This window comes from Ignavibacteria bacterium, from assembly GCA_025612375.1.
In the GTDB taxonomy this organism is placed as follows: Bacteria; Bacteroidota; Ignavibacteria; order Ignavibacteriales; family SURF-24; genus JAAXKN01.
This window is the reverse complement of record JAAXKN010000027.1, coordinates 1-12,044: the sequence shown is the minus strand read 5'-3', so window position 1 is coordinate 12,044 and position 12,044 is coordinate 1. Positions and strand designations below refer to the sequence as shown.

Annotated in this window: 11 protein-coding genes; 8 read left to right on the top strand and 3 right to left on the bottom strand. The window is 45.6% G+C overall.

Translation table 11 applies throughout. The features are described from left to right. The first annotated feature begins 24 nt into the window (after nt 1–24). The 8 genes from HF312_14730 (at nt 25) to HF312_14695 (ending at nt 7,097) form a co-directional block, all read left to right on the top strand. A complete protein-coding gene (locus HF312_14730) occupies nt 25–1,182 on the top strand; it encodes a phosphopentomutase (GenBank protein ID MCU7521475.1) in 1,158 nt (385 codons plus the stop codon). Nucleotides 1,183–1,443: 261 nt separating this feature from the next. Further along, nucleotides 1,444–1,749: a EutN/CcmL family microcompartment protein gene (locus HF312_14725; protein ID MCU7521474.1), complete on the top strand. Its 306-nt coding sequence runs from the start codon at nt 1,444–1,446 to the stop codon at nt 1,747–1,749. A gap of 2 nt (nt 1,750–1,751) precedes the next feature. After that, nucleotides 1,752–2,021, top strand: a complete 270-nt coding sequence (locus HF312_14720) for a EutN/CcmL family microcompartment protein (protein MCU7521473.1) — start codon at nt 1,752–1,754, stop codon at nt 2,019–2,021. A gap of 15 nt (nt 2,022–2,036) precedes the next feature. Further along, nucleotides 2,037–2,891, top strand: a complete 855-nt coding sequence (locus tag HF312_14715) for a sigma-70 family RNA polymerase sigma factor (GenBank protein ID MCU7521472.1) — start codon at nt 2,037–2,039, stop codon at nt 2,889–2,891. 252 nt (nt 2,892–3,143) lie between these two features. Continuing rightward, entirely contained in the window at nt 3,144–3,692 is a 549-nt protein-coding gene (locus tag HF312_14710; GenBank protein MCU7521471.1) for a C40 family peptidase, read from the top strand. A 42-nt stretch (nt 3,693–3,734) separates the two neighbouring features. Next, nucleotides 3,735–4,523, top strand: a complete 789-nt coding sequence (gene truA / locus HF312_14705) for a tRNA pseudouridine(38-40) synthase TruA (protein ID MCU7521470.1) — start codon at nt 3,735–3,737, stop codon at nt 4,521–4,523. Nucleotides 4,524–4,617: 94 nt separating this feature from the next. After that, nucleotides 4,618–5,832, top strand: a complete 1,215-nt coding sequence (locus HF312_14700; protein ID MCU7521469.1) for a phosphodiester glycosidase family protein — start codon at nt 4,618–4,620, stop codon at nt 5,830–5,832. 32 nt (nt 5,833–5,864) lie between these two features. Further along, the gene (locus HF312_14695; GenBank protein ID MCU7521468.1) at nt 5,865–7,097 is read left to right on the top strand and encodes a DUF1343 domain-containing protein; all 1,233 of its coding nucleotides are present in this window, start codon (nt 5,865–5,867) and stop codon (nt 7,095–7,097) included. Nucleotides 7,098–7,187: 90 nt separating this feature from the next. Here HF312_14695 and HF312_14690 read toward each other — a convergent pair whose 3' ends face one another. The 3 genes from HF312_14690 to HF312_14680 form a co-directional block, all read right to left on the bottom strand. Then, on the bottom strand, nt 7,188–8,921 hold the full coding sequence (locus HF312_14690; protein MCU7521467.1) for a S9 family peptidase: 1,734 nt from the start codon (nt 8,919–8,921) through the stop codon (nt 7,188–7,190). A gap of 93 nt (nt 8,922–9,014) precedes the next feature. Next, nucleotides 9,015–11,117 carry a TonB-dependent receptor gene (locus tag HF312_14685; protein MCU7521466.1) on the bottom strand — a complete coding sequence of 701 codons (2,103 nt, stop codon included), beginning with the start codon at nt 11,115–11,117 and terminating at the stop codon, nt 9,015–9,017. 117 nt (nt 11,118–11,234) lie between these two features. Then, the gene (locus HF312_14680) at nt 11,235–11,774 is read right to left on the bottom strand and encodes a carboxypeptidase regulatory-like domain-containing protein (protein MCU7521465.1); all 540 of its coding nucleotides are present in this window, start codon (nt 11,772–11,774) and stop codon (nt 11,235–11,237) included. Between the last annotated feature and the right edge of the window lie 270 nt (nt 11,775–12,044).

The window sequence follows — 12,044 nt, the reverse complement described above, 5'->3', positions numbered from 1 at the left end:
GCTTTTATAACTAAACCGTTTATTATGAATAATTTCGTAATTATAGTTCTTGACGGGATCGGTGCAGGCGAATTGCCCGATGCCGGAAAGTATAACGATACGGGCAGTAATACTCTTGCAAATATGGCCAGGGCTGTTGGCGGTTTAAATCTGCCGAACCTTGAGGCCATGGGCCTCGGCAACATTACCGATATAAAGGGAGTAAGCAGGGTAGAAAAACCCATGGCTTCTTATGGAAAAATGAACGAGGTTTCAAACGGCAAGGATTCAACGACAGGACACTGGGAAATTGGCGGCATAAAGGTTGAATTCGACTTTCCTTACTACCCTGAAGGTTTTCCAGAAGAACTGATTCAAAGATTCCTTAAGGCAACGGGCTTAAAAGGGGTGCTCGGCAATAAACCGGCCTCCGGAACAGAGATCATTAAGGAGCTTGGCGACGAGCACGTAAAGACGGGATTCCCAATTGTTTATACCTCAGCAGATTCAGTATTCCAGATTGCAGCACATGAAAGTGTAATCCCGCTCGAGAGGCTTTATGAGATATGCAAAATAACGCGTAATGAGGTCCTGACAGGAAAAGATTCTGCCGGAAGGGTAATTGCCAGGCCCTTTATCGGTGAAAGCGGTAACTATACAAGGACGACAAACCGGAAGGATTACTCACTCGATCCTGAAAGTGACACCATTCTGGACGTCTTAAGTCATAGCGGCATTACTACGGTTGCAATCGGAAAGATAAACGATCTTTTTAATTACCGCGGCATTAAGGTTATTGAAAAAACAAAATCGAACCTGGAAGGGATCCGGAAGCTTCAGGAATATACACTGAAGGCCAAAGACAGCCTTATATTTGCCAACCTGGTAGATTTTGACGTTTACTACGGCCACAGGAACGATCCCGCGGGCTTCTTTAAGGCGCTCAGGGAATTTGACGGTGAACTGCCCGGAATACTTTCTAATCTTGATGAGTCGGACTGCCTCATAATTACATCTGATCACGGCAATGATCCCACGGATGTCAGTACCGACCACACAAGAGAGTATGTTCCTTTGCTCTTCTACAGGAAGGGGAAAGAGGGCATAAATTTAGGAATCAGAGAGACGTTTTCCGACGTGGCGCAGAGCGCGGCCAGTTTCTTCAGAGTCGATAATTCCCTTAAAGGGACAAGTTTTCTTTGAAAATTAAGCGGAAAAAGCACATCTCTGCTTGCTTTTTCATTTTCTAAAAGATAAATTAGCTTGAAAAAGGCTGCGGGGGTTACAGTTCCCCATTTTATCTTTACTTACTGTAAATGGTATATTGCTAAATAATTTGTCCGGAAAGTTCGAATATAAGGACAAAAATACTTCTGTAAATTCTGATTAGTGACAGGAAAAATCATAGCCCAAAAAAAATAAACTGAAACTTTTATCTGTAATCCAAATTAGCATGAGGTCAAATTGATTTTAGGCAGGGTAATCGGAACGGTCTGGTCAACAAGAAAAGACGAGAACCTCGTTGGTGCAAAATTTCTGATCGTAAGAGAACTGAATCTGGATTATACCGAGAAAAGTAACTTTGTGGTTGCTGTCGATAGTGTTGGTGCGGGTATAGGCGAGGTTGTACTGGCTGCAATGGGAAGTTCTGCACGCCAGACCACATTCACAAAAAACAAGCCTGTCGATGCAGTAATTATGGCAATAGTCGATAAGCTCGACATTTCCGTAAAAGAACACTCAGGGCAGGGCGAAAAAGAGAGCGCCTGAAGATGCTTCTTGGAAAAGTGATCGGCACAATATGGGCTACTAAAAAATATAGTACGCTTACCAGCTATAAGATGCAGTTTGTTCAGCCATTGAACGGAAAGCTGGAAAAAACAGGTGAGCCAATTATAGCTATCGATACAATAGGTGCAGGACCGGGTGAAATCATCTATTACATAACGGCCAGCGAGGCTGTTATTCCAATGGATGTGGACATGGCTCCTGTGGATGCATCTATTGTGGGAATAGTTGACTATATAAATTTAGATCACTAAGTAAGGAGAGTTAAAGTGAAGATTACAAAGCAATATACCAATCGGGAGAGCCAGTCTCTCGATAAATATTTGCAGGAAATTGGAAAAGTAGATCTATTAACTCCCGACGAAGAAATTGATCTTGCTGTCAGCATCAAGAACGAGGACCCCGTAGCTTTGGAAAGGCTTGTTAAGGCTAACCTCCGCTTTGTGGTCAGCGTTGCCAAACAGTATCAGAACCAGGGGCTGTCTTTAGGTGATTTGATCAATGAAGGAAATCTTGGGCTCATAAAAGCCGCAAAGCGCTTTGATGAAACCAGGGGCTTTAAGTTTATTTCCTATGCTGTCTGGTGGATCCGCCAGTCCATTCTACAGGCGCTGGCCGAACAGTCGAGAATCGTCAGGCTTCCTTTGAACAGGGTTGGTGCCTTAAACAAAATAGGCAAGGCTTACAGTAACCTCGAGCAGGAATTTGAAAGGGAACCGAGTGCAACAGAACTTGCACAGGAACTGAGCATGGACATAAGCGAGGTATCCGATACGCTTAAGATCTCGGGGCGCCATGTATCCATGGATGCACCATTCCTGCAGGGAGAGGAAAACCGACTGCTGGACGTAATACAGAACGACCAGCAGCCTTCACCTGACTTTAATCTGATGTCGGAATCTCTTAAAAATGAAATTGAACGGGCTCTTTCAACCCTTACAGACAGGGAAGCTGAGGTTATAAAACTATATTTTGGACTGAATAAGGAGCATTCTCTTACGCTCGAAGAAATAGGGGAAAAATTTAACCTTACGCGCGAAAGAGTGCGCCAGATTAAAGAAAAGGCCATCAGAAGACTCAGACATGCCTCCAGAAGTAAAAATTTACGTGCATATTTAGGTTGAATTGTTTACTTTTGGCTAATGATTATAGAAAAATTATTTAAAATATTGCTACTGGGGACCATACTTGCTTTTGTAGTAGGCTGTTCCCCTTCTTCTTACGCTCAGAGATATAAATCGGGAAAAAAGCATAAGTCTACCCTGACTACCAAAAAAAGCAAAAAGAAAAATTCTTCCAAGAAGAAGTCTTCCACGAAAACTTCTTCTAATAAGAAAAAGTCTCCAAGCACTCCGCGCTTTTCTCCTGAGAACCAGATGGCAGAAGACGATACGCTTGATAACTCTTTTGACAATGTTTCAGACGAGGAGGATGGTGAGGACCTTCCTACTGAAAAAGACGTCATCAGTGTTTCCCAGCTGGTGGAAAAGTATGTCTCGGGCAACCAGTACGCTGAACCGAGCGACTCGATTAACCTCAAAGAAAAGATTATTATGGAGATCATTAAGTACCTGGATACTCCATATAAGTTTGGCGGCGTTACAAGCAAGGGCATCGACTGCTCGGCTTTTACCAGAACCGTATACGGTAATACATTTTCCTATGAGCTTCCCCGCACGGCGCGCGAGCAGTTTCAGCAGGGAGAGCAAATTGACGACATGTCGCAGCTTAAGTTCGGCGACCTCATTTTCTTCAATACCCGCCGCAGGGTCCGACCGGGACACGTAGGCATCTACCTTGGCGATAACCTTTTTGCACATTCTTCAAGCCGTCAGGGCGTAATGGTCTCCTCACTTGGTACCGAATACTACAACAAAAGATTTATGGGCGGAAGGAGATTTGAAAACCTGACGACAGTTAAATAAACTGCTTCTTACCTAAAAGAAAGGATATTGTTTAAGAATAAGATGGCGCGATTTAAGATATACCTCGAGTACGACGGTACACGCTACAGCGGATGGCAGGTGCAGAAGCAGAGCCGTACAGTCCAGGGCACGCTTCTGGATGTTGCAGAGAAGATCTTCAAGGAAGAAAAAGTAGACATACAGGGCTCGGGCAGAACCGACAGCGGTGTGCATGCCTTGTGCCAGGTGGCACACCTTGAGGCTAGAACAATGCTTGCCCCTGAGATCATCAGGATGAAATTTAATGACAAGCTCCCGCACGACATTAATATACTGGAAGTGGAAAAAACACACCCGAAATTTCATGCCCGTCACGATGCTGAAAGCAGAAGCTACATCTACCAGATTTCTAAAAGAAGAACCGCCTTCGGCAAACCCTACGTGTGGTGGATTAAGGACAAACTGAACTTTAAGGCGATGGAAAATGCCTCAAAACTCTTTTTGGGCATGAAGGACTTCCGCTCATTTTCAGACGACGACAAGCTGGAAAAATCCACCAAGGTCCTGATAGAAAGTATACGGCTGAAAGAAGAGGGCGACCTTATTTTAATCCGCATCCAGGGGTCTCATTTCCTCTGGAAAATGGTAAGAAGGATGGTAGGCATTTTAGTTGAAGTAGGCCGCGGCAATATGTCGGAAAAAGACATCATGCACTTCCTTAAAAGCCATTCGCAGGAGCCTGCAAAATATACTGCTCCCCCGTCAGGACTTTTCCTTGAGCAGGTGATCTATAAAGGGGAGAGCTTCAGGGAAATGGTGTCCCCCTTAACAGGCTTCCTTCTTAAATTTTAAGCCGGTCTGCTTTCTTTATAGCTTTCACCTCCATTATTATATGAATTTTTAGCGTAATCTTTGTAAATTCATATATCAGCTTTGAGGGAAAATTATGGAGAATATGAACCGGATTTCCAGACTGACCGCACTAATTATTATTCTTTTCAGCCTAAGCTGTACCCTAACGGCACAGCTGAAAGATTCCCTCATTACCGAGGAGATTGCCCCAGGCGTTACTTATTCAAAAATCTACAGGGCGCAGGATACACTGTCAATCAACCTGCTTAAAGCCGATTTAAGGCAGGGGGATTATTACATAAGGGCGGCTAAGGCTCATGACAGGCTTTTGGGAAGGGAAAAAACCAGCCACATAGCCTCAAGATTCCAGGACAGCACGCATGAGATCCTGGCTGCCGTAAATGCCGACTTCTTCAACATGAAAACCGGTGAAGTGGAAAGCAACATGGTTATTGAAGGGCAGTTCTTAAAGGCTGTCCGTGTTACCGATTCCCCGTTTGATCCTTCACATAAAATCCATTCGCAGTTTGCATTTACATACGACAAGAAGCCCCTCATTGAGAAGTTCAGCTTTTCAGGCGAAGTTATTCTGCCGGGCGGAAGCAAAAGGAGCATCACGCGCATAAATTCCGCTGCCGACAGCAATTCTTTCACTCTCTATAACTTTTATGAGGGGGATGAAACGCCCGAGGCCAAAGTGAATATAAATGAAGCTGAAGTTGAACTGACACCGGTAGTAACACAATCGGATACTTTTTTGTGTGTTGCTTCCAGCAGCGTTCTTTTAGGAGGCAGGCATACCATTACAAAAGGTAAATCCATTCTTACGGCAACAGGAAGCCTTGCCCAGTTGCTTCAGAACGGCGTTAAGTATGGTGATACAATAAAAGTAATAGTAAGGCTTAATCCCTACTATAAAGGAATCCGCACAGTTACAGGCGGGTGGCCTCAGATCGTGCGCAATGGAATGAATCTGGCAGATGAGGCTGACAGCGTTGAGGGGACATTCCCTAAATTCTCCAGGGTTAAACATCCCAGAACCGGCATAGGCTTTTCAAGCGACAGCCTGACCATATATTTTATTACAGTAGACGGACGCCAGGAATCGAGCAGCGGCGCTACACTTAAAGAGTTCGCCGACCTAATGATTTCTGAAGGTATCTATAACGGGCTTAATCTAGACGGCGGCGGCTCGACCACAATGGTTATTGATGGTAATGTCGTTAACCGCCCTTCAGACAAGGAAGGGGAAAGGCCCGTTGGAAATTGTCTTCTGCTTATTAGAAACACAAAAACAGATAATGAGTAACTAAATCATTTTAATGACAAGAGGATATTCTGATGAAAAAAATATTTTTTGTTCTGTTCTTTTTCCTTTTTGGTACACTTGCAACGGCGCAGACAGCAAAGGTTAAAACGGGAGATGACCTGCTTTTTACCAAGTACTTTAATTTAATTAAGGGTAAAAAGATCGGCCTGGTTACAAACCATACAGGACTGCTTTCAGACGGACGTCATATTGCAGATGCTCTGCATGAAAACAAGGACGTAAAGCTTATTGCACTCTTTGGCCCCGAGCACGGCGTAAGAGGCGACACAACAGGGGCGGTTGAAAACGCGGTGGATAAAAAGACCGGCGTTCCTGCTTACTCACTCTACGGCAAGACCTACAAGCCTTCGCCCGAGATGCTAAAAGGGGTTGAGGTACTGATCTATGACATACAGGACGTCGGGGCCAGGTTCTATACCTATATCTCCACGCTCGGCCACATAATGGAAGCAGCAGCAGAGAACAACATACCGGTTATTGTGCTTGACCGCCCGAATCCTATAACAGGAGTGCATGTGGACGGCTTTTTAACAGACGATTCGCTTCATTCTTTTGTTGCCTTCGGCAGGATCCCGGTGCAGCATGGAATGACCGTTGGTGAACTGGCTGAGCTTTATAACGGCGAACATATGCTCTCCGGGGGCCGCAAGGCTAACCTGACGGTAGTTAAAATGGAAGGGTGGAAAAGAAACATGTGGTATGATGAGACGGGACTTAAGTGGGTTAAGACATCACCAAACCTGCCTGTACTTGAAACCGCGGAGGTATATCCCGGAACGTGCTTTTTTGAGGGCGTCAATATTTCAGAAGGCAGGGGAACAGACAGGCCCTTCCAGTATATAGGAGCTCCCTGGGCAGACGGGAATAAGGTGTCACAGCTGCTGAAAAATAAAAAGATAAAAGGGGCGGACTTTAAGGCCGTTGAGTTTACGCCGAAGCTTCTTCCCAATAACGCAAGGCCTCCAAAATTTAACGCTAAGGTGTGCAGGGGAGTTTACTTAAGCGTAAAGGACAGGAAGAGTTTTATGCCTGTTGAAGCAGGAGTATATCTTCTCTGGGCATTTAAGACGACAGGAGCCGACAGCCTTAAATGGAGAACAAAAGCAATTGACCAGCTTGCCGGAACCGCCCGCCTTAGAACGATGCTTGACGGGGGAAAGAGTCCCGAAGATATAATTAAATCGTGGCAGAAAGAGCTGGCGGATTTCAAAAAGATAAGATCAAAGTACCTGCTATACAAGTAAGAATAAAAAAAAGATGTCAGGGACCCAATATTCCTGACATCTTTTTTTCTGCCTGAGAAATAACAGGGCGCAATGCGGGAGCTCTTTTTATTACTCTTTCTTTAAGTACCTGTCAAACCAGCCTGTCATTTTGTTTAATGCATCCAGCCTTGTTTCTTTTCTTTCCCAGCCGTGGCCTTCTTTTGAATATTTTATGAACTCAACGGTCTTACCGTTTGCCCTTAAGGAATCATAAAACTCAACTGACTGCCTGAAGGGCACTACAAAATCCGAATCCCCGTGAACTATCATTAAAGGCGTCCTTATTGCCTTCGAATATGTTACCGGGCTTGAGATTCTGTAGAGGTCCTTGTGCTCCAGGCTGTCGCCAAGGCGGTCGCGGAAGAAGTTTCTTACTACCGGGTGAAGCCTTGGAACCCATATAGTCCTCCAGTCGGTAATGCCGAACCAGTCCACGGCTGCGGCAAAAACTTCAGGGTAGCGTCCAATTACAAGGTTTGTAAGATAGCCTCCATAGGAGCTGCCTGTAACGCCAATTCTGTTTTTACTTATCTCAGGCAGTGAGGCCAGGTAAAAGGCTGCATTGGCAACGTCGTCGCAATCCTCAATGCCAATTCTGTAGCGGTCGGATTCCTCGAATGTTTTTCCATAGCCCGCACTTCCTGTGTAGTTTATGTCAAAGACTGCGTAGCCGCGCGCTGCCAGGTACTGGCGCATGCCGCTCCAGGAGAGTCCGTCGTGCATCGAAGGGCCGCCGTGAAGAAGGACAATGGCAGGAAGCGTCTGAACTCCTCTGGCAGTATCCGGAATAAAAAGCATCCCTTCTATCTCACGGCTTCCGGAGCGGTATTTTACGATCCGTGGAAATATAAGGCCTTTGAGCCCCTCCGGCGCATTGTGCGTTATCTTCAGTGTCTTTCCTGAGGCCATATCAAAGATAAAGAGCTCTTCGGGGAAAACGGGTGTGGAATATAGAAATGTCACTTTTTTCTCGTCTGGTGAAAGGTTTATCCCCCTGATCATGCAGTCTTGGCCGTAAAGGAGTTTTGCTTTTCCTTTCGGTGTCTTCTGCCAGAGAGACCACTCCATTTTTTTATTCCTGTTTGAAACGAATATAAGGGAGCCGTTTTTTAGTACCCTGAAGTCCCTGTCGTCGCCCTCTCCGAAAGTTTCCTGACGGATATCTGTGCCGTCATATCTCATGCTCCAGATTTTTGTCCATCCTGTCTTTGCCGAGAGGAAATAAAGCCTCATTCCGTCAGGTGACCACTCCACGGGGCTACCATAGGGTGAAAATATCCAAACGATCCCTTCTTCGGTAAGGACTTTATGGTCATCAATATAGAGCTCATTTTGGCCGAACATCCCGGGTGAGATTTTAACGTGTGCCTGCTGGCCTTTTACTGAGACTCTGGACCATATGAAGCCATGTCCTCCGAAGGCAATATCGCTTCCGTCGGGCAATATGTCCCATCTTGAAGTGAGCTCCCCTGAGGCTTTTTTTGAAACTGAGCCGTCGCTTAAGTTAATAATGCAGACTTCCTTACTTCCGCACTGCACGCCGAGGCTTTTCCCGTCAGAAGAAACTCTTGGCTCACCTGAAAGACTGTCTTTAATAGGAAATTCCTTCTGAAGCCCTTTTTTGATGCTGTAGCTTAAAAGCCGGTTTGAGGAGGTAAAATAAAGCGTGTCGCCGTTTTTATCCCACACGGCCGCAGAAGTGGTTTTAATTGACTCAATCGTCTCAAACGGAAGAGGCCTTTGGGCGGGAACTTCCGCCTTAAGGCAGCAGAAAACTATAATGAGTGCAAGTAACTTCCGCAATCGGACCGGCTGCATAAGTGATGCTCCCTGTTTAGAGATATGAGGTTATAAAAAAAGGCGCCCTTCTTCAGGGCGCCTTTTTAATGACAGATATTAGTAATACAACCTGAAACCAAGCTGCATGGATCTGGGCATATATGTGCCTGACGGCGTTCCATAGTTCAAGAGGGGATTACCGCTTGCATCCTCTATTCTTCCGAAGTAACCGGAAGAATTAAACCAGTTGCCCACGTTGTAAGCTTCGAACATAATTCCCAGTCTGAAGGTCTCGGTAAAGTCAAAGTATTTTGAAAGCCTTACGTCCAGCATTTTATACCAGTTCCTGATTTTTGCGGGGTCCTTGATATCCCAGCGCTGACCGTTTATCCAGTCATCGGTAAAGCTGTTGTCGTTATTTATATCCTGTCCGATATACCTTGTAAAAGGTGTCGGGCTGGCGAGAGTAAATATGCCGCCGAACTGAATTCCAAGCGGGAAGTCATACGAGAAATTGAGGACGAAGCGGTGGCGTTCATCCAGGTTGCTCCTCTGCATGTAGTATAAGGATTTCAGCACGTAGCTGTTGGCATCGTTCTGAGAGTACGTCCAGGAGAGTGTATAAGCCAGCTGTGCAAATACTTCGCCTCTGCGGAAGGTAAAGGTCGACAGAATGCCGTAGTACTCAGCCTTGCCCATGCTTGAATAAAGATCCATATTCCCGAAATTATTGCTGATTGCCCTGGTTTTCAGGCTTGGTATATAGTAGTTTGCGTTATACGACTTATAGATACGGTCGTAATGCTTCCAGACGTAGTCGGCCGAGACGGCGAAGTTTTCACTGAGCTGATGGCTGAGGCCGACAGACCAGTTGAAAATCCTGGGAACGTCCATGTTTATGTCAACCAGGTAAAGGTCAGGCTTTGCCGAGCCTGTTCCGCTTAAGATCTGCTGCTTGAGTGCATTGACGTCAGTTGTCGTGGGGTTCTGTATTGTATAAATTTTCCAGTTGGAGTACAGCCACTCAAAGTATCCCAAGTAGCCGACGGTTCTGTCGTAGAAGAGGCCCGCACCGCCTCTTAAGAATGTCAGGTTATTGTCAAACAGATCGTAGTTAAAGCTGAAGCGGGGACTTATATTGTTCAGCGAGTTTTTGCGGTTGCCGCGGTTGAGATAATTTGACGGAACATGGTTTACAATGGCGGTGTCATTAACCCACGGCACTGTGTAATCGTTGTTAAGCATATTCACCTCACCATCCCAGCGTACGCCGTAGTTGATGGTCAGGCGTCCTGACAATTCCCACCTGTCCTGAATAAAGGCTCCCAGGGCCCAGCCGCTGGTCTTGCCCCTGGCATCATCAGTTGAATTTGGATTTGTAGTACCTATGCCTATTAAAGCCTGATAGGGAAGTCTGCTCGTGTCGGTTGTGAAGTTAAACTGTCCCTGGGCGTAGTACGGGAACCAGGGTGCCGCATGTATATTTTTAGCTTCAATACCAGCCTTAAAAACATGATCGCCTGTCATATAGGTAAACCTGTCAATAAGGCCGTAGTGGTCTTCCTTCAGCTGGATCGGGAAATCGCCTCGTCCAAGCTGGATGCTTGGATAAATATAGGCCGGTCCCGATGACATGGTTGGTTCATCATGCCTCCATGCCAGGTACTGCAGAGTAAGTTCATTCATCACCTTTGGGGTGAACATGTGTGTATGTCTTAAGGAAATGTCATTTACCTTGTACGTACCATGCAGTCCTGCCTGATAGGCCACGTTGCCGCCGAAGTAGAACTTGGCGTCTGTGTATCTCGTGTTCCAGTTCAGGTCGAGCACGTTATCCTGATCGAGATAGTGTGTTAAAGCAACTGAACCTATATGGTTTACTCTGGGCGACTTAAAGGATCCGGCATAGCCCGACCAGAGCCCAGGATTAAATTTAGGCTGGCCCGGAATGACGTCAAGGAAGTTGTTAATGTTCTGCAATTCGTAAGTTACGGCATAGAATGTCTGATCCCTGACGATGGGGCCTGAGATTGAAATTCCTGCCTGCTGGCGGTTATAGTCAGGCACTGTTTGCTGGAAAGGTCCGCGTGCAAGGAAAGAATTATTCTGGAATGTTCCGAAAGTTGTCAGCCTAAGGTCGTTTGAGCCCCTTTTGGTAATTGCCGAAATAATAAATGAGCCGCCTCTGGTATATTCGGCGTCATAAGCGTTAAGAACCACCTTGAACTCCTGTATAGCGTCCTGCGCCAGCGGGGAACCGGTCTGACCCAGGCCTACGATATTTCCGTTGTAAAGGCTTTTCCATTCAACTCCGTTAACATAAAGATTTAAGAAATTTTATGAAGATACTGCTCCGGCCGAAGGAAGTGTCTGCCCTCCGACAGGCGAGTATGATTTTACTCCCGGCGACAAGCCCGCAAGGTTAAGCACGTTACGCGACTCGGCAGGCAGCTGCATTATCTGTTCTGCTCTTACGGTAGTTGAAATGTCGGACTTTGACAGCTCAAACTTTGGAGCGTTCGAAACAACATCCACCTGAGCTAACTGAACTGAGGAGGGGACCATATTGAAGTCAACTACTGCATTTTGCCCCACAGTCAGCTGAATGTTTGAGGTTGTTTTGTGATATCCTATAAATGTAGCTGATAACTGATATCTTCCCGGCTGAATTCCAACTAAGTTATAAAGCCCTCTTTCGTTGGTCATTGTTCCTGTTGTACGGTTTGTTGCCGGGTTAAACAGGACAATTGTTACTCCAGGCAAAGGTGCCTTATTCTCATCATATACGTGCCCGGTTACCTGCGCAGTTGAAACCTGCGCCTGCAGACTTACGGATGCTGCCAGAATAATTACCAGTATAAATATTATCCGTTTCATTTTTCTCTCCATCTCATTTTGAAGTTTTACAGCATGTTAAACATATTTTGTACTTCCACTCAGGTACTAAAAAGATATTTTACATTTGTCAACAGATCAAGTTCAAAAGATCGGACAGTGCAGCTCCTTATAATTATGATATAATATTTTGCTCTCAAAAACAAAGCCGATATTCACTTCACCGGGCCCTGGAGCGGCACTGCCCCAAGGGGGATCAGGAAATGTGCAAAGTCAAGTTCCCCTGAATTTTTTGCAGGTAAATAAAAAGTT